The organism is Photobacterium sp. HL06 (assembly GCF_059552575.1).
Window position 1 is genome coordinate 1,298,442 of the sequence record NZ_CM183914.1, and the last position, 23,010, is coordinate 1,321,451.

The 23,010-nt window shown below is 49.7% G+C and carries 19 protein-coding genes; 14 read left to right on the plus strand and 5 right to left on the minus strand.

Going from position 1 to position 23,010, the window contains the following annotated elements; all coding sequences use genetic code 11:
* Positions 1-42: 42 nt before the first annotated feature.
* Genes msbA through kdsB form a run of 4 tightly spaced genes read left to right on the plus strand, consistent with a single transcriptional unit; the run spans position 43 to position 3,767 of the window.
* Entirely contained in the window at positions 43-1,800 is a 1,758-nt protein-coding gene (msbA, locus tag AC51G0_RS06280; RefSeq protein ID WP_496301203.1) for a lipid A ABC transporter ATP-binding protein/permease MsbA, read from the plus strand.
* Between the two features lie 53 nt (positions 1,801-1,853).
* Positions 1,854-2,861 carry a tetraacyldisaccharide 4'-kinase gene (gene lpxK / locus AC51G0_RS06285; RefSeq protein ID WP_496301881.1) on the plus strand — a complete coding sequence of 336 codons (1,008 nt, stop codon included), beginning with the start codon at positions 1,854-1,856 and terminating at the stop codon, positions 2,859-2,861.
* Entirely contained in the window at positions 2,842-3,021 is a 180-nt protein-coding gene (locus AC51G0_RS06290) for a Trm112 family protein (RefSeq protein WP_496301204.1), read from the plus strand. The genes lpxK and AC51G0_RS06290 overlap by 20 nt, the downstream gene beginning before the upstream one ends.
* The gene (gene kdsB / locus AC51G0_RS06295; protein ID WP_496301205.1) at positions 3,021-3,767 is read left to right on the plus strand and encodes a 3-deoxy-manno-octulosonate cytidylyltransferase; all 747 of its coding nucleotides are present in this window, start codon (positions 3,021-3,023) and stop codon (positions 3,765-3,767) included. The genes AC51G0_RS06290 and kdsB overlap by 1 nt, the downstream gene beginning before the upstream one ends.
* A gap of 86 nt (positions 3,768-3,853) precedes the next feature.
* Here kdsB and AC51G0_RS06300 read toward each other — a convergent pair whose 3' ends face one another.
* From AC51G0_RS06300 to elyC, 3 genes are all read right to left on the minus strand, one after another.
* Positions 3,854-4,210: a YgiW/YdeI family stress tolerance OB fold protein gene (locus tag AC51G0_RS06300; protein WP_496301882.1), complete on the minus strand. Its 357-nt coding sequence runs from the start codon at positions 4,208-4,210 to the stop codon at positions 3,854-3,856.
* Between the two features lie 224 nt (positions 4,211-4,434).
* Positions 4,435-5,826 (minus strand): L-cystine transporter, encoded by a 1,392-nt coding sequence (locus AC51G0_RS06305; RefSeq protein WP_496301206.1) that lies wholly within the window; start codon positions 5,824-5,826, stop codon positions 4,435-4,437.
* Between the two features lie 292 nt (positions 5,827-6,118).
* Positions 6,119-6,964, minus strand: a complete 846-nt coding sequence (elyC, locus tag AC51G0_RS06310; protein WP_496301207.1) for an envelope biogenesis factor ElyC — start codon at positions 6,962-6,964, stop codon at positions 6,119-6,121.
* A gap of 120 nt (positions 6,965-7,084) precedes the next feature.
* Between elyC and cmoM the strand changes: the two genes are divergently transcribed.
* From cmoM to AC51G0_RS06360, 10 genes are all read left to right on the plus strand, one after another.
* Positions 7,085-7,921: a tRNA uridine 5-oxyacetic acid(34) methyltransferase CmoM gene (gene cmoM, locus AC51G0_RS06315; protein ID WP_496301208.1), complete on the plus strand. Its 837-nt coding sequence runs from the start codon at positions 7,085-7,087 to the stop codon at positions 7,919-7,921.
* Complete coding sequence (gene mukF / locus AC51G0_RS06320) at positions 7,918-9,240, plus strand: chromosome partition protein MukF (RefSeq protein WP_496301209.1); 1,323 nt, start codon at positions 7,918-7,920, stop codon at positions 9,238-9,240. Before cmoM ends, mukF begins: the two co-directional genes overlap by 4 nt.
* Entirely contained in the window at positions 9,221-9,955 is a 735-nt protein-coding gene (mukE, locus tag AC51G0_RS06325) for a chromosome partition protein MukE (protein ID WP_496301210.1), read from the plus strand. The genes mukF and mukE overlap by 20 nt, the downstream gene beginning before the upstream one ends.
* On the plus strand, positions 9,955-14,415 hold the full coding sequence (gene mukB, locus AC51G0_RS06330) for a chromosome partition protein MukB (RefSeq protein ID WP_496301211.1): 4,461 nt from the start codon (positions 9,955-9,957) through the stop codon (positions 14,413-14,415). The genes mukE and mukB overlap by 1 nt, the downstream gene beginning before the upstream one ends.
* A 294-nt stretch (positions 14,416-14,709) precedes the next feature.
* Positions 14,710-15,744 (plus strand): hypothetical protein, encoded by a 1,035-nt coding sequence (locus AC51G0_RS06335; protein WP_496301212.1) that lies wholly within the window; start codon positions 14,710-14,712, stop codon positions 15,742-15,744.
* Between the two features lie 327 nt (positions 15,745-16,071).
* Positions 16,072-16,857 (plus strand): tetratricopeptide repeat protein, encoded by a 786-nt coding sequence (locus AC51G0_RS06340; protein ID WP_496301213.1) that lies wholly within the window; start codon positions 16,072-16,074, stop codon positions 16,855-16,857.
* A gap of 255 nt (positions 16,858-17,112) precedes the next feature.
* Positions 17,113-17,286, plus strand: a complete 174-nt coding sequence (locus AC51G0_RS06345) for a periplasmic nitrate reductase, NapE protein (RefSeq protein WP_496301214.1) — start codon at positions 17,113-17,115, stop codon at positions 17,284-17,286.
* A gap of 39 nt (positions 17,287-17,325) precedes the next feature.
* A complete protein-coding gene (torC, locus tag AC51G0_RS06350; protein ID WP_496301215.1) occupies positions 17,326-18,510 on the plus strand; it encodes a pentaheme c-type cytochrome TorC in 1,185 nt (394 codons plus the stop codon).
* A gap of 21 nt (positions 18,511-18,531) precedes the next feature.
* Positions 18,532-21,012 (plus strand): trimethylamine-N-oxide reductase TorA, encoded by a 2,481-nt coding sequence (torA, locus tag AC51G0_RS06355; RefSeq protein WP_496301216.1) that lies wholly within the window; start codon positions 18,532-18,534, stop codon positions 21,010-21,012.
* 428 nt (positions 21,013-21,440) lie between these two features.
* Positions 21,441-21,878 carry a group II truncated hemoglobin gene (locus AC51G0_RS06360; protein ID WP_496301217.1) on the plus strand — a complete coding sequence of 146 codons (438 nt, stop codon included), beginning with the start codon at positions 21,441-21,443 and terminating at the stop codon, positions 21,876-21,878.
* 86 nt (positions 21,879-21,964) lie between these two features.
* Here the strand turns inward: AC51G0_RS06360 and AC51G0_RS06365 are convergent, their stop codons facing one another.
* Positions 21,965-22,093 (minus strand): hypothetical protein, encoded by a 129-nt coding sequence (locus tag AC51G0_RS06365; RefSeq protein ID WP_496301219.1) that lies wholly within the window; start codon positions 22,091-22,093, stop codon positions 21,965-21,967.
* A gap of 101 nt (positions 22,094-22,194) precedes the next feature.
* Positions 22,195-22,905 (minus strand): cysteate racemase, encoded by a 711-nt coding sequence (gene cuyB, locus AC51G0_RS06370; protein ID WP_496301220.1) that lies wholly within the window; start codon positions 22,903-22,905, stop codon positions 22,195-22,197.
* Between the last annotated feature and the right edge of the window lie 105 nt (positions 22,906-23,010).

Sequence of the window (23,010 nt, forward strand, 5' to 3'; positions counted from 1 at the left end):
GAGTAGAATGTGAAGAATTGTCTTCAAGAAAAACTGGTTTTCATGACACAACCAACAGATCAATCCACTTGGGATACCTTTAAGCGGCTTTGGCCTTCAATCAGCCTGTATAAGGCTGGCCTTGGCGCTGCGGTCGTTGCGTTAATTATCAACGCTGCAAGTGATGCACTGATGCTTTCAATGATCAAGCCCTTGATGGATGAAAGCTTCGGAGGCTTAGATAGCCTTGAATCAAACTTCCTGGCAATGATGCCTATTTACCTGCTAGGACTGATGATCCTTCGTGGCATCAGTGGCTTTGTTTCCACCTACTGCCTGTCGTGGGTGTCTGGCAATGTCGTTATGACATTGCGTCGCCAGATGTTCAATCACTTCATGAAAATGCCAGTGGGCTTCTTTGATAAAGAGTCTTCCGGCAAGCTACTGTCCCGCATTACCTATGATTCAGAACAAGTCGCATCCGCAACCAGTAGTGCTTTGGTCAGCTTGGTTCGCGAAGGGGCAACCATTATTGCTCTGATGGGGATAATGTTCTGGAACAGCTGGCAGTTGTCGGCAATCCTGTTGGTTATTGCGCCTGTCGTTGCGGTGAGTATCCGTATCGTATCGAAGCGTTTCCGTCGCATCTCAAAAAATATGCAGGATGCAATGGGCTCTGTAACCTCCTCTGCCGAGCAGATGCTAAAAGGTCATAAGGTTGTTCTTAGCTATGGCGGTCAGCAGGTTGAACAAGAGCGTTTTGAGCAAGTCAGCAACCGCATGCGCCAGCAGACGATGAAGCTGGTTTCGGCACAGGCGATTGCTAACCCGGTGATCCAGGTGATTGCCTCTATGGCATTGGTGGTGGTACTGGTGTTAGCTAATACCGAGTCGCTACGTGCAGAACTGACTCCAGGTACCTTTGCTCTGATTTTCGGTGCAATGTTTGGCCTGATGCGCCCGCTAAAAGCCCTGACCAATGTTACCTCTCAGTTCCAGCGCGGTATGGCTGCCTGCCAGACCCTGTTTGGCCTGATGGAGCTGGAAACGGAAAAAGATCATGGTACCCATGTGGCCGAGCGTGTGAAAGGTGATATTGACATCAAAGATGTAACCTTTACATACCCAACCAAAGAGACTCCCGCATTGCGCAATGTGAGTTTTTCGCTACCGGCAGGGAAGACCCTGGCACTGGTAGGACGCTCAGGTTCGGGTAAAAGTACCATCGCTAATCTGTTGACCCGCTTCTATGATATTGACTCTGGCCAGATCACTATTGATGAACATGATCTTTGCGATTACAAGCTAGCCAATCTGCGTGATCAGGTAGCTGTTGTGTCGCAGAATGTGCACCTGTTTAACGATACCATTGCCAACAACATTGCTTATGCCAGCGGCGAGCAGTTCAGCCGTGCTGAAATAGAGAAAGCCGCTGAGTTGGCTTACGCGATGGACTTTATTAAAGGCATGGACAACGGTCTTGATACCATTATTGGTGAGAACGGTGTTAGCTTGTCGGGTGGTCAGCGTCAGCGTATTGCCATCGCTCGTGCCTTGCTGCGAAATGCACCGGTTCTGATCCTTGATGAAGCAACGTCTGCGCTGGATACGGAATCTGAACGTGCTATCCAGTCGGCGTTGGACGAGCTTCAAAAAGACCGTACAGTACTGGTTATTGCACACCGTCTTTCGACGATTGAAAATGCCGATCAGATCCTGGTAGTCGATGAAGGCGAAATTATTGAGCGGGGCGTTCATGCTGAGCTGCTGGCTCAAAATGGCGCTTATGCCCAGCTGCATCGCATCCAGTTTGGCGAGTAATTACTTGGTAAACAATAGCTTTGTTAACAATAGCTTGGTGAACAATGGCGACCATTATTGAAAAAATCTGGTTTGAGCAGCATCCGGCAGGACAGTTGCTTAAACCTCTGCTCTGGCCCCTGAGCAAGCTGTTTGGTTTGATCAGCCGCCGTCGTCGCCAGCAGTATCAGAGCGGTGATAAATCGGCATTCCGGGCACCGGTACCGGTGGTGGTGGTCGGCAATATTACCGCTGGCGGTAATGGCAAAACTCCAGTCGTAATATGGCTGGTTGAGCAACTGCAGGCCAAAGGCTTAAAGCCAGGCGTCGTTTCCCGAGGCTATGGCGCTAAAGCGCCGTATTACCCTTATCCAGTGAGCATAGATACCTCGACGGGTGAAGCAGGTGATGAACCTGTTTTGATCCATCGTCGTACCGGCGCACCGGTAGCGGTGGCGCCAAAGCGTGCCGAAGCCGTGCAGTTACTGCTTGAGCAGGATGTGGATATCATCATTACCGATGACGGCCTGCAGCATTATGCGCTTGAGCGTGATATTGAAATCGTGGTAATTGACGGTCAGCGCCGCTTTGGTAACCAACAGCTGATCCCGATGGGGCCACTACGTGAGCCCTGTGAGCGATTGGCCGAGGTTGATTTTCTGATCTGCAACGGTGGTCAGTCGCAGCCAGGTGAAGCGCCAATGCAACTGCAGCCCTCACCGCTGATCAATGTAAAAACCGGAGAGCGCAGGCAAGTCGCCGAGTTGGCCGATGTGGTTGCGATGGCAGGTATTGGCCATCCACCTCGGTTCTTTAATACACTAAGTATGTTGGGAGTTACTCCTGTGGTGTGTCAGCCGTTTGCTGATCACCAGGCTTTCTCCGAGCAAGAATTAAAACAATTGGCCCAACAAGGCCAGCATTTAGTAATGACAGAGAAAGATGCGGTGAAATGCCACACTTTCGCTCAGCCTAACTGGTGGTATTTACCTGTAGATGCCGTGCTGCCAGTACCTGAGGCTGAAGCCATTATTAACCGGATTATTGAGGTAAAGGAAGAATATGGATCATCGTCTGCTTGAAATCGTGGCTTGCCCAGTCTGTAAAGGGAAGCTGAACTACGATAAAGACAAGAGTGAGCTGGTTTGCAAATTTGACCGTCTTGCCTATCCTATCAAGGATGGCATCCCGGTTCTGCTTGAGCCGGAAGCGCGTACGCTAAGTCCTGACGAGGTGAAATAATGTCATTTACGGTTATCATCCCGGCGCGTTACCAGTCATCGCGCCTGCCGGGTAAGCCGTTGGCAGACATTGGCGGCAAGCCAATGATCCAGTGGGTTTACGAGCAAGCGAGCAAAGCCGGTGCCGAGCAGGTGATCGTTGCGACCGATGACCAGCGTATCGTTGATGCGGTAAAGGGCTTTGGCGGTGAAGTCTGCATGACGCGTGATGATCATGAGTCGGGCACTGAGCGTTTGGCGGAAGTGGTTGAGAAATACCAGCTTGCCGACGATCAGATCGTGGTGAATGTGCAGGGAGACGAGCCGTTAATTCCTGAAACGATCATCCGTCAGGTTGCTGATAACCTAGCCCACAATGATGCGCCAATGGCAACCTTGGCGGTTGAGATTGATCATGCTGATGAAGTCTTCAACCCCAATGCGGTAAAAGTGGTTACGGATAAAAGTGGCTATGCGATGTATTTTAGCCGTGCATCGATTCCGTGGGATCGCGATAACTTTGCCAAGCGGCCGCAGGAGATCCACCAGAACCTGATGCGCCACATCGGTATCTACGCTTACCGTGCTGGGTTCATCAATACCTATATCAACTGGGAGCCGAGTGCGCTGGAGAAAATTGAAGCGCTGGAACAGCTGCGTGTGCTTTGGTATGGCGAAAAAATCCATGTTGAGGTAGCGATTGACGCGCCGCCAGCAGGGGTTGATACACCAGAAGATTTGGAAAAAGTGCGCGAGCTAATTGGTTAATTGGTTACCCGCCAAGCTTAGAATTTGAGAAGGGCTGATCGTGATGAACAGCCCTTCTTTTGTATAGGAGCCATGTGGAGCAGCCATTATAGAAGCTGAACTCTGTCTACTTCGATTTCAGGTGTCACCCCACCTTCTACTTCCCCATATATCCGCAAACGGGTATTGGCAGTGATGGCCTGATCCAGGCGAATATCATCATCCAGTTCAACATTGATTTCTTTAACACCATCGCTGAAGACAAAGGTTTCGGTATCAATCTGCTTAATTAGCTTACCTTCGAGAATAATATCTTGCTCAGAGAACAGGTTAGTTTGATTCAAAACTTCGCTTACTGTCGTGGTTTGGATCGGGCCTTTGTACGATATACCGTTAGGGTTCGCCAGTGCGACTGCTGGCATGATGATCATCGCTGCGGTAATTGCGTAAACAGTTTTCTTCATCATGGTCATCCTACCTATTTCATTGTTGGGTTCATCATTAGTTGATGAGGCTATTAAACACTGGTGCGGCTGAACTTGGCGTGAGCAGTAAATTCATGTTCCGTTTATGCAGAGTTGAAATAAGTAGCGATGTGGCAGATGACCAGATTCTTGGATGCTATCGTTAGGCAGTAAAAAGGCCACCGCTCGGTGGCCTGAAAAATATTAAGGGCTCAGTATGCGGGTTAAGCTTTAGCTGGCTTACCTTCGGTGAATTCATCAGACTCAAAAATACGGTTATCAGCCTGGCCAAGCACTCGTGAGGTAATGGTACCTGCAGTTATGGCACCGCTAACATTAACGGCAGTGCGTCCCATGTCGATCAATGGCTCGATAGAGATCAGCAGTCCAGCCAGTGCCACAGGCATATCGAGTGCTGAGAGAACAATCAGGGCTGCGAACGTTGCCCCGCCGCCAACACCGGCAATACCAAATGAGCTTATTGCGACAATGGCAATCAGTGTCGCCATAAAACCGGGATCGAGCGGGTTGATGCCCACTGTCGGTGCGATCATCACCGCCAGCATGGCTGGGTAAAGGCCCGCACAGCCATTTTGTCCCATGGTGGCGCCGAATGAAGCTGAGAAGTTAGCGACGGCCTCACCGTTGCCCAGTTTTTTCACCTGAGTATCGACATTCATCGGGATTGAACCGGCACTTGAACGTGATGTGAAGGCAAACGTCAGTACCGGCAGGATTTTTTTCAGGTAACGAACGGGATTGACGCCAACCAGTGTTACCAATAGCAAGTGCATTACCAGGATCAGTGCCAGGCCTACGTAAGAAGCAGCAACGAAATGGATCAGGCTTAAGATATCATCGTAGTTTGAACCTGCGACAACCTTGGTCATCAGTGCCAGCACACCGTAAGGGGTAAGGCTAAGTACCATACGAACCAGGGTGCGAACGATCTCCTGGGCCACATTGATGAATTTTTCAAAACTGGCACCTAGTTCGGGCTGGGTACGCATGACTGTCAGGCCTGCCACACCGATGAAAGCCGAGAAAATAACGACTGCAATGGTGGATGTCGGGCGGCTGCCTGCAAGATCTGCAAAGGGGTTGCCAGGGAAGAATGAAATGATCATATCGGCAAACGACAGTGATTCAACACTGACCAGGCGGGTTTCCAGTAGTTCCCCACGTGCTATCTCACGGGCGCCTTGGACGATCCCTTCTGCAGACAGGCCGAAGAGGCTGCTCACCAAAATACCAATCAGTGCTGAAGCTGCCGTTGTGGCAAGAAGAATACCGATACTCAGGCCGGAAATTTTACCCAGTGAACCCGAGTCTTTGACCTTAATGATTGCGCCGATGATCGACACAGTAATTAGCGGCATGATGATCATCTTCAGCAGGCTGACATAGCCCGCCCCAACGATATTGATATAGTCTAAGGTAGCGGAAATCACCTGGCTGCCACCGCCGTAAACTAGCTGTAATGCGCCACCAAAGAGGACGCCAAAGCCAAGGCCGGTAAAAACACGTTTTGAGAGGGTGCGTTCGGCCTTCTGTTGCTTGAACAACAAGCCAATAAGCAGGGCGAAGATCGCCACATTGATAATCTGATACATCATGCTGAGCAGTTCCAAGTTTATTCTGTTGCCCGAAACTCCATTTCCAGACTTATCAATAAGATGAGGCGGGCAATAGTATGACGTAAGTCTCAAAATCGGAACGACTTTTACTAATTCCAAATATAAAAAAATAGAACATAATAAAACAAATTGGAATAAAGATAGTAAAACATGCAACTTGAAGACGTTTTGTACGCGTTTTAGGCGTCAATTTGTCTTTTTGGGGAATGGATATAGCACATGGGAAAGCTGATCCACTATCAGGCCAGTTACCTGGCCTGATAGAAAGGGGTTAAGCTGAGGCCTTGATGGTGTTTAATGCCAGCTCGGTCGACACGTTGGTCGTTGATTCTGGCTGCTGGGGAGCCTGTTTCGGTTCACCAAGTAGGTTTCTCAGGCGTTGCCACCATTGGCCCAGTGTTTCGTGCCAGTAGCGTTCAGTTTGCTCAAGGTATTTGGCCTGGGGTTTATAGCGCTCCCATGGCTGTTTGATCTTGTTACTGGCAAGGAAGTTCGTAGGTGCCGGGGTCGGAGTTAGGCCCGCCTGTTTAAACTCGCTCAATGCCCGGGTCATATGGCTGGCAGATGTCACTAGTACTAATTTTTTGTCGCCGACCACAGAGGCAGCATGAAAGGCCTCCTCCCAGGTATCTTTGGCGGTTTCAAGCAGTAGTATATCGTTTTTGTTGGCACCCAGTGCTAGTGCGACCTTCGCCATCATTCTTGCCTGGCTGATACTTGAGCCGCCGCCATAACCCGATAAGATCAGCTTTGATCCCGGGAACAGCCGGTGGATACGCATACCTTCTGCCAGGCGCATTAACGAGGTACGCGAAAGCTCAGAGGTAATTGGCATCGCGTGATCAATAACATGCCCGCTGCCTAATACCATCACGTAGTCGACAGTTTGGGATGAAGGCACATACGGGTTATTCTCGCGCTCCAGCGGCCGTAGCAAACTGGTTGCAATCGGCTGGAAGGATACCAGGAAGATCCCCAAAAAAGCGAAAGCAATGAAAAAGGATGCCACCCCTTTACGCCGGGTAAACCAAAGTATCATTAAGCCAAATACCCCGATAATCAGCAGTGCGGGTAGGGGCATCAGTAATGCAGAAACAATTTTTTTTAGTTCAAACATGCAATGTAGTCCGAAAATTCAGCAGTTGAGCTCGAAAAAGCACCACAAGCCTTTATTCCTATAACGCTTGTGAGAAAATAAGCCACATTTTTTCAACCGCTATCATAACGTAAAGCTGACGTGATCAAAGATCGAAATTTTGACGACCTAGCGCAAAAATTTGCGAAAAACATCTACGGCACCGCGAAAGGCCAAATTAGGCAGACCGTTGTCTGGCAAGATCTTGAGCAGATTTTAGCCTTGCTAGACGCACAAACACCGTTGCATATCCTTGATGCAGGCGGGGGGATCGGCCAGCTGTCGCAAAAGATTGCAGAGTTGGGCCATCATGTCACTTTATGTGATCTTTCTGGTGAAATGCTGAAGTTGGCAGAGCAGGAAATTGCTAAAAACGGCCTTCTTGAGCAATATCGTCTGGTTCATAGCTCGGTCCAGGAAATTGGCGAGCACTTGAGTGAGCCGGCGGATCTGGTTTTATTCCACGCGGTGATGGAGTGGCTCTCTGATCCGAAGGAAGCGCTTGAACGGTTGCTTGAGCAAACCAAGCCCGGTGGAGTGATTTCCGTTATGTTCTACAACTACAACGGGCTGCTGTTCAAGAACCTGATTTGTGGCAACTTAACGCATATTGAAGAAGGAATGCCACATCGCAAGCGCTTTAAATTACAGCCGCAACAGGCCATAAAGCCGGAAGATGTCTATAGCTGGTTAACCGATGCCGGATGTACCATCTTAGGCAAGACCGGCGTGCGTACCTTCCATGACTATATGCAGACAACCATGGTAGGTGACTACAGTTTTGAACAAGTTCTTGAGATGGAGCAAAAGCTTTGTCGCCAGGAGCCTTATTTGTCTTTGGGCCGCTACATCCACGTATACGCCCAGAAGCCAGTATGCCAAGAAACACTGGCGGATAAAGAGACAAACAATGATAACAGCAATAAGGACAACGGATGAGTGATGTATCCCAGACCGTTCCTGAGTTGGTGAGTTGGGTTAAGCAGCATGAATTTTCGCTTAACCTGCCAACGGAGCGGCTGGCGTTCTTGTTGGCGATTGCTGTCTTAAGCGGCGATCGCTTTGATGAAGAATTAGGGGAAGGTGAGCTGATCGATGCGTTTCGTATTGTGAGCGATATGTTCGATCAGTCACAGGAAACCCTGGCCTTTCGTGCCAATAACGCCATAAATGAGTTGGTTCGCCAACGTTTAATCACCCGCTTTACCAGCGAGGTGACCGACGGTGCCAGTATTTACCGCCTCAGCCCGCTTGCGCTGAGTATTACGGATTACTATGCCCGCCACCGTGAGTATTCATCCCTGAAACTGTCGATTCAGCTGGCGATGGTCGCCGATGAAATCAACAAAGCGGCGGAAGCCGCGCAGGAAGGCGGTGACGAGAAACACTGGCGTCAGCAAGTTTACGCTGTGTTGAAATATTCTGTGGCGGAAATTTTCGATCGCATTGACCTCAACCAGCGCACCATGGATGAGCAGCAGCACCAAGTGAAGCAAGATATTGCCGAGCTGCTAAATCAGGATTGGCGCGCGGCGATCACCAACTGTGAAAGCTTGCTGAATGAAACCTCCAGCACCTTGCGTGAGTTGCAGGATACGCTTCAGGCGGCAGGTGATCAGCTGCAGACTCAGCTACTGGTGATCCAGGAAGAGACTCAGGGCAACCCGGATCTGGATTTTGTCGACGGGATGATATTCATTCTGCAGGCCAAACTTGACCGGATCATTAATTGGGGCCAGCAGGCCATCGATTTATGGATTGGCTATGACCGCCACGTTCATAAGTTCATCCGTACCGCGATTGATATGGATAAGAACCGTGCCTTCAGTCAGCGCCTGCGCCAGTCAGTCACAGACTACTTTGATACCCCATGGCTGTTGACCTATGCCGATGCTGAGCGCTTGCTGGATATGCGTGATGAAGCATTGGTACTGCGTGACGACGAAGTAACCGGCATTGTGCCGGAAGAGATGGAATTTGAAGAGCTCAGCCTGGTGAACGACCAGCTGGCCGACCAAGTTGCTGCAATGCTGCAGGCCCATAAAGAAACGGGTGCTGCGATTAACCTAAGTTTGCTTCTTAAAGATTATTTGGCTCAACATCCCTTTGCGCAGCATTTTGATTTAGCGCGCATTGTGATTGATCAGGCAGTAAGGCTCGGTTACTCAGAGTCAGACTTCAATGCAATACAGCCTGATTGGGAAGCAATCAACGACTACGGAGCCAAGGTACAAGCTAATGTCATCGATAAATATTGAAGAATTTATGCCTGAAAAGCTGGCCAAGGCGATTGCCAACCCGCTTTTCCCGGCACTGGATAATGCGTTACGTTCTGGCCGCCATATTGCCAGCGAAGATCTGGATAACCATGCCCTGCTGATTGAGTTCGAGCAGCCGCTGGTGATGTTTTACAAGCGTTATAACGCCGAGCTGGTACGTGCGCCGGAAGGTTTCTTCTACCTGCGTCCCCGTTCAACCTCATTGATCGGTCGTTCGGTGCTGTCAGAAATCGATATGCTGGTAGGAAAGGTGCTGTGTTTCCTTTACCTGAGCCCTGAGCGGTTGGCTCATGAAGGGATTTTCTCCAATCAGGAGCTGTTTGAAGAGCTGCTGGCACTGGCAGATGAAGCCAAGCTGATGAAGCTGGTCACAAACCGTGCATCAGGCTCCGACCTCGACCGCGAAAAACTGTTCGACAAAGTCAAAACCTCGCTACGTCGCCTTCGTCGTATCGGTATGATTATTCCAATCGGTGAAAACGGTAAATTCCGCATCAGCGAGGCGGTATTCCGTTTTGGTGCCGATGTGCGTACTGGCGATGATGTGCGTGAAGCGCAGCTACGTCTGATCCGTGATGGTGAGGCCGTGGTTGTGCACCAGCAGGAACCTAGTCAATCAAGCCTGTTGGATGCAACCGGCGAACAAGAAAAAGAACGAGAAACAGAGCATGCCGGACAGGAGGGTGAAGCCTGATGGAACGCGGTAAGTATCAATCGCTGACAATGGTCAACTGGAACGGCTTCTTTGCCCGTACTTTTGATATTGATAATTTGGTCACCACCTTGTCGGGTGGTAACGGTGCCGGTAAGTCGACCACAATGGCGGCATTCATTACCTCGCTGATCCCCGATCAAAGTCTGCTGCACTTTCGAAATACCACGGAAGCCGGCAGTTCAAACGCCTCCCGTGACAAAGGCCTGCACGGTAAGTTGAAGCCGGGTGCCTGTTATGCGGCCTTGGATGTCGTTAACTCGAAGAAGCAACGTATTGTTTTTGCAGTAAAACTGCAGCAAGTGGCTGGCCGTGATAAGAAAGTGGATATCAAGCCATTTATTATCCAGGGCTTGCCGTCTGACGTTAAGCCGACTGAAGTGCTGGTTGAAACGCTGTCAGATAACCAGGCGCGCGTTCGCCAGATCAATGAAGTCAAAGAGATTGCGACCGAGTACGAAGGGGTACAGTTCAAAGCGTTTAACTCGGTGACCGACTACCATGCTCAGATGTTTGAATTTGGTGTATTGCCGAAGAAACTGCGTAACAGCAGCGATCGCTCTAAATTCTATCGCCTGATCGAGGCTTCATTGTACGGCGGTATTTCAAGTGCCATTACACGCTCTCTGCGTGATTACTTGCTGCCGCAAAACACCGGGGTGAAGAAAGCGTTCCAGGATATGGAAGCGGCACTGCGTGAAAATCGGATGACGCTGGAAGCGATCAAGCTGACACAGAGTGATCGTGACCTGTTTAAGCACCTGATCACCGAAGCCACGAATTATGTTGCAGCGGACTACATGCGCCATGCCAATGAGCGCCGCAAGAAGCTGGAAAAAACATTGAGCCTACGTGGTGAACTGCTCGGTTCACGTAAGATCTTAGATGATCAGCAACAATCAATGATCAACATGACGGGTGAGCTGGATGAGCTGACCGAGCGTGAAGGCGCACTGGAGCAGGATCACCAGGCTGCATCCGATCACCTGCAGCTGGTTCAGACCGCTGTACGCCAACAAGAAAAGATTGAGCGTTACCGTGAAGATCTAGAAGAGCTGACCGAGCGCCTGGAAGAGCAGGTGATGGTGGTTGAAGAAGCCGCCGAACAGCTTGCTATGGCTGAAGAGCAGGCACTCTTAACTGAAGAAGAAGTTGATAGCCTGAAAACCCAGCTCGCTGACTACCAGCAGGCACTGGATATGCAGCAGACCCGTGCTCTGCAATACCAGCAGGCGGTACAGGCGCTGGAAAAAGCACGCGAGCTGTCTGGCGATCACCAGCTGCTGGCCGATCAGGCAGTACCGTATCTTGCTCAGCTCAAGCAGGAGCAGGAAGTTCAGACTACCGCATTGCTTGCGCTGAAGCACAAACTGGATATGTCCTCGGCAGCTGCCCAGCAGTTTGATAAGGGCCTGCAGATTGTAACGACTATTGCGGGCGCCATTGACCGTACCCATGCCGGTGATAAGGCCCGCGAACTGATTGCGCATGCCCGCCAGCTTCGTGCGGTGGCAGAGCGTGGTGAGCAGCTTAAGGCGCAGTACCGTGATCTGGAGCGCAGTGTGCGCAACCAGCGTCAGGCGACTGAGCTGGCTGAAACCTATACCAAGCGCTTTGCTGTAGCTATCGATAGCGAATTAGCGATGGCAGAAGAACAAGCGCGCCATGAAGCGACGGTGGAAAGTTTAGAGCAGCAGCAAGATAGCCTGGTTGAGCAACGTGGTGAGCTACGCCGTCAGGAGCAGCAGCTGTCATCACAAATCTCTTCGCTGGAAGCCTCGGCACCGACGTGGATTGCAGCATCAGAAGTGCTTGAGAAGCTGTCTGAACAATCCGAGCGTGAGCTGTTTGACAGCCAGGCAGTAATGGATGCAATGCAGCTGACGCTGGATAAAGAGCGTGAGGCGTCTGCAACGCGTGATCAGCTTGCGGCTCGCAAGAAGCAGCTGGAGCTGGATATTGAGCGTCTGGCACAGCCGGGTGGTAGTGATGATTATCGTCTGCGCGCCCTGGCCGATACCCTGGGTGGTAGCCTGCTGTCTGAAATCTATGATGACATTACACTGGCCGATGCCCCTTATTTCAGTGCGATGTACGGCCCTTCGCGCCATGCGATTGTGGTGCCGGATCTAAAAGGCATCAAAGACAAGCTGGTGGCACTGGATGATTGCCCGGATGATCTTTATATCATTGAAGGCGATGCGGACTCGTTTGATGACAGCGGTTTTGATGTCGACGAGCTCGAAGATGCGGTATGTGTTCACCTTAACGATCGCCAGCTGCGTTACTCACGCTTCCCGAAAGTACCACTGTTTGGCCGTGCGGCACGTGAACAGCGCCTTGAACAGCTACGTGAAGAGCGTGAGCAGGTTGTCGAAAATCACGCCAAGGCAGCGTTTGATTCACAGAAGCTGCAGCGTTTGTACCAGAGCTTCAACAGCTTTGTCGCCACGCATATGGCAGTCGCTTTCAACGCTGATCCGGAAGCAGAGCTAAAGGTAGCACGTGATAAGCGTAACCAGATCGCTCGTAACCTGTCTGAAGCCGATGCCAAAGAGCAGCAGCAGCGCAGCCAATTGGTAGCAGCGCGTGAAGGCTTGGCATTATTAGGTAAGCTGACGCCGGTGGTGAACCTGCTGGAAGATGAGACTCTGACTGAGCGCTTTGACGAAGTCGAGCAGCAGTTGTCGCAGCTTGATGAGGCACGAAACTACCTTGACCGCCACGGTAAGGCGATTGTCGAGCTTGAAGGCCTTGTTTCTGCCTTGGATGCTGACCCAGAGCAATTTGATACCCTGCAAGCTAAATATGAGTTGGCTGATAACACGCTGCAGTCGCTGAAAACCAAAATCTTTGCAATTGCCGATCTGGTTGAGCGTCGCCACCACTTTAGCTACGCCGATTCGGTTGAGCTACTGAACAAGAGCTCGGAACTCAATGAGCAGCTGAAGGCGAAGCTGGTAGCGGCCGAGCGAGAGCGTACCCGCAGCCGTGAGACACTGAAACAGTCCCGTGCTCAGGCTAGCCAGTACAACCAGCTGATGGCCTCCCTGAAGAGTTCCCATCAGGCGAAGCTGGAAACGGTTCAGGAATTTGAACGCGAGCTGCAAGAGCTTGGCGTACGTGCCGATGTTGAAGCGGAAGAGCGTGCACGTCTGCGCCGTGATGAGTTAAACGAGCGCCTGCACAGCTCACGTAGCCGTCGTAGCCAGCTGGAAAAGAGCATCACCTCGGTTGAGCTGGAAATGAAAGGCCTGGTGAAACGCCTACGTAAAGTCGGTAAAGAATACCAGGAAATCCGCAAGCTGGTGGTTACAGCAAAAGCAGGCTGGTGTGCCGTTCTGCGACTGGCCCGTGAGAGTGATGTTGAGCGTCGCCTGCACCGCCGTGAAATGGCTTACATGTCTGCCGATGAGCTACGCTCGCTATCGGATAAGTCACTCGGTGCTCTGCGTCTGGCAGTGGCAGACAACGAAGAGCTGCGCGATGCATTGCGCGCCTCGGAAGATGTGTCACGTCCTGAGCGCAAAGTTCTGTTCTATATTGCGGTATACCAGCATCTGCGCGAGCGTATCCGCCACGATATCATTCGTACCGATGATCCGGTCGAAGCGATTGAAGAGATGGAAGTCGAGCTGGCCCGCCTGAGTGAAGAGCTGACCGCACGTGAGCAGCGTCTGGCTATCAGCTCTGATTCGGTAGCGAATATTATCCGCAAGACGATCCAGCGTGAGCAAAACCGTATCCGCATGCTTAACCAGGGCCTACAGAATATCGGCTTTGGTCAGGTGAAAGGTGTACGCCTGAATGTCAAAGTCCGTGATACCCACGAAGCGCTGCTGAGTGGCCTGGCGGAGCAACAAGATCAGCACCAGGATCTCTTTGGTAACAACCGGCTGTCATTTTCTGAAGCGATTGCGAAGTTGTTCCAGCGCCTGAACCCACATATTGAAATGGGTCAGCGTTCGCCACAGATCATGGGTGAAGAGCTGCTGGACTACCGTAACTACCTAGAACTCAGCATCGAAGTCAACCGTGGTACGGATGGTTGGCTACAGGCTGAATCCGGGGCGTTATCGACCGGTGAGGCAATCGGTACGGGCCAGGCCATCTTGTTGATGGTTGTCCAGAGCTGGGAAGAAGAGTCCCGTCGCCTGCGCGGTAAAGATATCATCCCATGCCGCCTGCTGTTCCTTGATGAGGCTGCCCGTCTGGATGCGAAGTCGATCGCGACTTTGTTTGAGCTCTGTGATCGCCTGGATATGCAGCTGCTGATTGCGGCGCCTGAGAATATCAGCCCTGAAAAAGGCACGACCTATAAACTGGTTCGTAAAATATTCAAGGATCGTGAGCACGTTCATGTAGTTGGCTTGCGAGGCTTTGGTCAGGAGCCGAAACCACAGACCAATATTCAGGAAATGCTTGAGCTCGATCTTGCGTAAAATGCGCGACCAAGCAGAATAGACTGACAGTGAAGGCCGGAGAAATCCGGCCTTTTTTTATGCCATCCTTCTATTGTATTGGCTGGCTAGAGATTCATTTTTGACCTCATGTCTTGTTCATAAGATACCTATCTCATTACTTAATTGCGTTACCGATAAATTATTTGCGGTGTCATTAACCTCTAAAATTTTAACTGTTGGATTCGGCCATCCAGAATTACAAGCCAAACTGAGCGGCGGCCCGCGAATCCGTTTGGTCACGGCCAATTTATACATTGTCGTAGGGGTGAAGACATGAAAAATATAATATTAACGATGCTCACCACGTTAGTGGTGGCTGGGTGCGGCGGTTCGTCGGGGGATTCAGGTGCGGGAAATGTGGCTCCGGGTTCAGGTGCCGATGAAGTACCGGTTTCATTAGATATCTCAACACCGCCAACAGAGGTCCCGGAAGTGCCTGATGATGGCGACCAGTTGCAGGCTTGTGTCGCGATTCAAAGCGTTAAACTCACTAACCTTGCTGGTGAGATTGTTGAGTGGACCACGAGGAGCATGAATAGTGAAGTTGAAAGCTCTGAGTTATGTATTCCCGAAGGCTCAGAAATTCCTGTTTATGACGATGGTACACCTAAATTTATCGTGGTCGACCTTTATGATGTAGCTGGGGTTGATCTTGTCAGTTTGATTTCAGAACAACTCGTGCCTGTTGGTGAATATGTCAGCATGGCATTGTCTCTAGCTCAGGGGGAGTATGAGTTTCTAGATGATTTACCTGTTGATGTACCAATGGATGAGTTCATGGGTGTACCGTACTCCTACGTTGGTAGCTGGATCGACAATAAGGCAATTGCAGGTGACTTAACGTTTGACGGTTTGAATATCAATATCGATGCACCTGAATCTTTTGTGATGACATTCGATTTTAGAAGCATGTTTGAGCTGGTCGAGGATGCCTACAAGTTCAAAAAAGAGGCGTTCCATTTACTCAGCGAGACGTTATCAGGCAGTATCTTCGGCGACATTGACACTTCATCATGCCCATCTGTCGATGACGCCTATGTATATCTCTATGAATCCGATGATGAGCAGGAGAAGTATGGTGATTTGGGCTCTGATGAATATACGCCGACGATGACGGCCAAGGTTTCGGAAGGCCATAACTACGCTATGCCTTACGTACCGGCGGGAGAGTATGACGTGGTCTTGGTGTGTGATGGCTTGTTAGATCTGCCGGACCAAATTGACCTAGACATCGACCTTGATGGAGAGGCTTCTAAGTATACAGGTCAACACCTTGATAGTGGTGAGGATAAGTACCTACCACTCTAATAGGCAACGATCAAGCAGTTAAAACCTGAAGCCGTCAGTGGTGACTGACGGCTCTGGTTTGAATGCAGAAGAAGCATATTCTGCGTTGATTCAGCTTTCATTAAGCATATACCCGTAGTATATATGGTGAAAGAATACGATCTATATCTCATAATCAACAATGCGCTGTCAGCTATTTTCCTATCTAACTCCCTGAGCTCTCTTTGAATAATCCCATTTGTCAGCAATTGTAGTCATAATTGCCTATCTTTTTACGGTTGTTTTTTAATCACCACTTCTATAGATTTCATTTCAACACCACGAAGCTAGATTGAAAGAGAACCTGATATGCCTGCAGTTAAGAACCTAAAGAAAGTTGTTTTCGGTGCAATGCTTGGCCTCGCTGTAGTTGGCTACGGAACAGCCCAAGCTTCTGTAACGACATCCCCTGAGAACCACTTGTTGGCAACTTTGAACTATGTTGAACTTGAAGCCGAACAGGGCGATAAAAATATGCAGCTTTTTTTAGGGCGTGCTTATCTTGAAGGTTCAAACGGACTACAAGCTGACCCGATGAAAGGTATGTACTGGCTACAGAAAGCGGCCGTTGATATGCCAGAAGTGAAAACCATGATTGGTGACCTATTCAAGGCAGGCCAAGTACTACCGAAAGATCATGCCCAGGCGGTGCGTTGGTATACGGAAGCTGCAGTGGAAGGTGATGTGCCAGCAATGGTTGAGCTGGGTGCTTACTATGCTTCTGGTGCAACTGGAAAAGTAGATTGCGGTAACGCCATCAAGTGGTTTAACGAAGCATCGAATGGTGGTTCTCTAGAATCAAAGCGTAACCTGGTATGGTTATATGCGACTTGCTCAGACGAGCGTATGCGTGATGGCGAGCGTGCTTTAAAATTAGCCAAGCAAGTACTGAGCCGTACAGGAACAGGCGATGCAGGTGATTATGATAACTTGGCTGCTGCTTACGCTGCATGCGGTGAGTTCCGTCAGGCCATTGATGCGCAAGAAGTGGCAATTGATAAGCTGGAAGAAACCAAAGGCCAGCGTTATGCAAAATTTGAAAAGCGCTTGAAGCTCTATCAGCAAAACCAGACTATCTTCATGGCTTCGCTATAATACAGGCAGATTTTTAAAAAAAGCCGGCTTCTTTGAAGCCGGCTTTTTTATTGATACTTTTCAATTAGCTCTGAAGGTTCAATTTTTATCATCCCCGCCAGCTCCCTCTCCTTTGGGTGGCTGCAGAATATATAAACGGTTTGTAATTTACCGCTCAAATGTTATGCCATTGACATCCTTAACTATACTTTGTGGTGCATTACCCCTTTGGCAGTACCTAAAGGGGATAACCATAATAACGATAGGATGTTAGCAATGAATAACTCTGAAGTTGTTGATAAAAAAGACAGAGCCAAATATGAGTGGCAATCCTTCCTATTTATTGTCATTTTTCTATTCCCCATCCTTTCTGTTGTGATTGTCGGAGGCTATGGCTTCTTAGTATGGGCGATGCAGATTCTGTTCATAGGGCCTCCTGGCCACGGTTAATTTGCCCATTACTGCTTAGTTAACGGAAAGGTGATGTTTATGATTAGCTTGATAAACAAACTGTGGGCGACATTCTGGCGTCCGGCAGTGCATATTAGTTTAGGTGTGTTGACCTTAGGTGGGTTTATTGCCGGGATAATTTTCTGGGGAGGATTTAATACTGCCCTGGAGTTTACCAACACCGAGAAATTCTGTATCGGTTGTCATGAAATGCGCGACAACGTTTATGAAGAACTCCAGTCCACAGTACATTGGTCGAATCATTCCGGGGTGCGGGCAACGTGCCCCGACTGCCATGTCCCCCATAACTGGACCGATAAAATCGCCCGGAAAATGCAGGCTAGCAAAGAAGTCTTTGGTGCGATATTCGGCACTATCAATACCCGTGAGAAGTTTCTCGATAAGCGGCTTGAACTGGCGAGCCATGAATGGAAGCGTTTCTCAGCCAACGGGTCGCTTGAGTGTAAAAATTGTCACGATTACGACAGCATGAATTGGGAGTTAATGTCTGATCTGGCAAAGACCCAGATGAAACAGGCGGCTGAACGTGATCAAAGCTGTATTGATTGCCACAAGGGGATAGCCCACGAGTTGCCGGGCGATATGGATACGTCTGGCGGTATGGTTTCTGAGTTAGTCCAGAAAGCGAGTAATACTAGTTATTCTGAAGGAGAGAGCTATTTCAGTGTTCGTTATTTACCGATGTACGAAGACGAGGCTATGACGGTTGACGGTGGTCAACTAAACCCGGCATCCGAAGTGAAAGTCGTGCAGGTGAAAGACAATGTGATTCAGGTTGAGATCGCTGGATGGCGGAAAACCAAAGGGTTTGGCCGGGTGATCAATGAAGACTTTGGCCTTAATATCCCCACAGCAGCTCTTAGCAAAGAAGCGGCTCTCAATGAGACCTTGGTTGAGAAGTTCGAAGAGAAAGAAGATGACTTAACCGGGCTTGTCTGGCAGCGCGTGTCGCTAAAACTGTGGATGCCGAAAGAGTCCTTGATGGGTGATGTCGAAGAGATATGGGCGGTTGCAGGTCCGGCCTACAAAAATAATTGCAGCGTGTGCCACACCCAACCAGCTGAAAATCATTTTGATGCCAATACCTGGCCGGGCATGTTCAATGGGATGCTGGCATTTGTGAACCTGGACAATGATAGTGAAGCCCTGGTGCTTAAATACTTACAAAAACATTCATCAGATTTTTCTGATGGCGGTCATTAAGATGCAAGTGAGGGATAAACAATGTCATTAAGTCGACGTAAATTCTTAAAAGGCCTAGCGACGACCTCGGCTGTGTCTGTGATTGGTCCGAGCCTGCTTGTTCAGGTTGCAAAAGCGGCTACTGAAGACGCCTCGCCATATTCGTCTGATGGTATCTGGAAGGTATCTGGTTCCCACTGGGGCGCTTTTCGAGCCCGGATATATAACGGGAAAGTCACTGAAATCAAGCCGCTCGAGAGAGATAAATATCCGACGGATATGATTAACGGGATCAAAGGTATTATCTATAACCCGTCACGGGTGCGATACCCGATGGTGCGTCTGGAGTGGCTGAAAAAGCATAAGTATAGCGGTGACACGCGAGGCAACAATCGCTTTGTTCGGGTGACTTGGGATGAAGCATTAGATCTGTTTTATCAGGAGTTGGAGCGGATCCAGAAAGATTATGGCCCGTGGGCACTCCATGCAGGAATGACGGGCTGGCGGCAGACGGGGCAATTTCATAGTTGTGGTAACCATATGCAACGGGCAGTGGGTATGCATGGCCGTTTCATGACCAAGGTCGGTGATTACTCGACGGGGGCCGGGCAGACAATACTGCCGTATGTACTGGGATCAACAGAAGTCTATGCCCAGGGAACCTCATGGCCGGACATCTTGGCCAATAGTAAAACGATCATTTTGTGGGCCAATGATCCGGTGAAAAATACCCAGGTGGGCTGGCAGTGCGAAACCCACGACTCATATGGCTACTATGAGCAGCTGAAGGACAAGGTGGCCAAAGGTGAGATCAAAGTGATCTCGATTGATCCAGTACGCTCGAAAACTCAGAATTACCTGGGCTGTGATCAAGTTTATGTCAATCCGCAGGCCGACTTACCTTTAATGCTCGCTATTGCGCATACCTTGTATAAAGAAGAACTCTTTGATAAGAAATTCATCGAAACCTATGCATTGGGGTTTGAAGAGTTTATTCCTTACGTACTGGGAAAAACCAAAGACAAGGTAGAAAAAACGCCGGAATGGGCTGAACCTATTTGTGGAGTCAAAGCCGATCAAATTCGCGAGCTTGCCCGGTTGATGGCAGGAGCAAGGACTCAGCTTATCTTTGGTTGGTCTATCCAGCGCCAGCAGCATGGTGAGCAACCCTATTGGATGGGGGCTGTTATTGCAGCCATGCTGGGGCAAATTGGATTACCCGGTGGGGGGATCTCCTATTCGCACCACTACAGTGGCGTCGGTATCCCACCGACAGGGGCATCGGGGCCTGGCGGTTTCCCACGAAACCTTGATGAGGGTAAAAAGCCGAAGTGGGAAAATGATGATTTCAAAGGGTATAGCAGTACTATTCCTGTTGCCCGGTGGATTGACGCCATTCTCGAACCCGGCAAAGAAATTAACTATAACGGCAACAAGGTCAAACTGCCCGAGACCAAGATGCTGGTGGTCAGTGGCTGTAATCCGTGGCATCACCACCAGGATCGTAACCGGATGAAGACCGCATTCCAGAAATTGCAGACAGTGGTGACCATTGAGTTTGCTTGGACGGCAACCTGCCGTTTTTCTGATATTGTTTTGCCCGCTTGTACTCAGTTTGAACGCAATGATATTGATCTCTATGGTGCTTACTCAGCATCGGGCATTCTGGCGATGCATAAGCTGGTCGATCCGCTGTACCAGTCAAAAACAGACTTTGAAATCTTTACTGAGCTCTGTCGCCGTTTTGGCCGCCATAAAGAATTTACCCGGGGTATGGATGAGATGGAGTGGGTCAGAATGCTCTATGCCGATTGCCGCGAGGCAAATAAGGGCAATTTTGACATGCCGGAATTTGACCAGTTTTGGGCAGATGGTGTGGTGGATTTCGGGGAAGGGAAGAACTTCGTGCGCCATGCGGATTTTCGTGAAGATCCCGAGATTAACGCTTTAGGTACCCCATCAGGCTTTATCGAAATATTCAGCCGTAAGATCGACCGTTATGGCTATGAGCACTGCCAGGGGCATCCGATGTGGTTTGAAAAAGCCGAGCGGTCTCACGGTGGGCCTAAATCGGACAAGTTCCCGTTATGGCTTCAGTCTTGCCACCCCGATCAGCGTTTGCATTCACAGATGTGTGAGTCGGAAGAATACCGGGCAACCTATGCTGTGCAAGGTCGGGAGCCGATTTATATCAGCCCCGAGGATGCCAAGAAACGCGGGATCAATGATGGCGATCTCGTCCGTGTGTTTAATGACCGCGGGCAGTTATTGGCTGGGGCACGTGTCTCGGATAATTATCCTCCCGGCGTGGTACGTATCCATGAAGGGGCCTGGTATGGGCCGTTGAATGAGAAGGTCGGTGCCATTGATACTTACGGTGACCCGAATACCTTAACCATGGATATCGGCTCTTCAGAGCTTGCGCAGGCGACCTGCGCTAATACTGTCGTGGTTGATATTGAGAAATTTGAAGGTGAAGCACCGCCAGTAACGTCCTTTGGAGGCCCGATCTACGAGAGCTAATCCTTTGCTTACTGACAATATAGAGCTGCCGTGAGGTGGCTCTATATACCCAAACTATTTCAATATGCTCGTTTCAGCGAGAATGACTGTTCTGGTAGGCTAGGCGCTGATTTGATGACATAGTGGCTCTACGTCAAAAAGCAGCAACACAGCATACCAGCATAGTCAACTCGCCCTTCGGGAGTGATTCAGCAAGTCCATATCTTCGTCAAATGACGTTGAGAAAGGGATACACCATTCCTATAGCCATTTTCCTTGAGCTGAACTCGCTGATATCACTCTGAACCCTGCATCTTGAAGTTGTTTGGGTATACTGCCTAAGTGCGGGGAATGCTGTATCTGTGATCGCTTGAGGGTGATCTAACCGAGCCATGTTGTACAATAAACAAGTATTGTATTTACACCAATTATAAGTAGTAAGAAGTAACATGAAGCCACAACAAGAAGATATTTCTGCAGTAACTAAACCAACAGCACCTGTTTACGGTGTTGGAGACAGTACCTTACAAGCTGCCGGCGGAGAAGCTGGTGTTAAAAAGCTGGTCGATGCGTTTTACGACTACATGGATACCCTGCCAGAAGCCGAAACGATCCGGGCGATGCATGCCGAGGATTTAACAGAGTCGAGAGAAAAGCTAACTACGTTTTTGACTGGTTGGATGGGCGGTCCATCACGCTATGCTGAAAAATACGGCAGCATGAATATCCCAGGTGCCCACAGCCACCTGGCGATAGGTATTGCCGAAAAAGAAGCCTGGTTGTTATGTATGCAAAAAGCATTGGACGATCAGGGATACGACGAAGTGTTCAAGCGTTATGTGATGGTGCAGCTGTCGTTCCCGGCTGAAATGTGCCGAAACCGATAACCCCTGACTAGGAACCTGAGCAGATCCCTGAGCAGGCTCCTGAACAGGTGAAAATGGTATTGAAGGTGGAGTAGGCACTCCACCTGTTATTGTTTGTCCCAGTGTTGGCGAAAGAACTCGTCAATCGCTTCTATCGCTTTTTCAACAAGTTCTTCCCAGTCGTAGGGTTGAATTTGTCTGGTATCCTTCCGCACTTTTCGTTCAAGGCTTACCATATTATTTCAGCCTCCAGCTATCGCTGGTTTTATCTTGTGGCATTAATAATTATAGATAGCCTGCCGGTGACATGTTTCGGTGAGCAGCAAGAACATCAGCGTTAGGCGACCAGCTCGGGTGCATCCTCTTGTGCCCATCGAATACATTGCTCGGCTAAGATATCAAGTGAATCCAGACAGTGTTGAGGCTGTTCTATCGTTTGCTCAGCAAGGGCTACAGGGATTTCGGTGCAGCCGAATATGACCGCTTCCGCCCCGCGTTCCAGCATGGCTTCGAAGACCGGTATCATTAGCTGTTTGCCGCGTTCGACTTCGCCAGCCTTGACCGCATAGATGCCGTTCATGACAGCTTGCTGCTCTGATTCGGTCGTTTCGATAGCGTTTATTTGCTGCTGGGCTAGCTTGGTTTGGTACATCCCTGTCATCATGGTTGCGCTGGTCGCAAGCACGCCGACTTCGCGGTATTGCCGTTTCTTCGCTTCACTTACCACACTGTCGATAATACTGATGGTGTGCACATTGCAGGTCTGGGTCAGGCGCGGATACCAGTAATGAGCAGTATTGCATGGCATGACGATGCATTCAGCACCAGCCTGTTGCAGTTGTTCCATACCTTGTTTTAGAGCAGGAAAAGGGTCTTGGCCGTTGCTGATCAGGTAAGCCGTGCGATCTGGGATCTGCGGGTTATTACTAACAAGCATCGGGATATGCTGCTGATCATTGTGAGCAGGTGTTCGGGAAATGATCTTTTGCATAAATTCAACCGTTGCTAATGGGCCCATGCCACCAAGAATTCCTAATTTTCTGCTCATGCTCTCATTCCTACAATATTTTTAACTGTGTTTACTATAAGGCTACTGTTTTTTGTTGAGAAATGCCGTTGCTGAGGCTGTCATGCCGGATCGGTATGGATAATT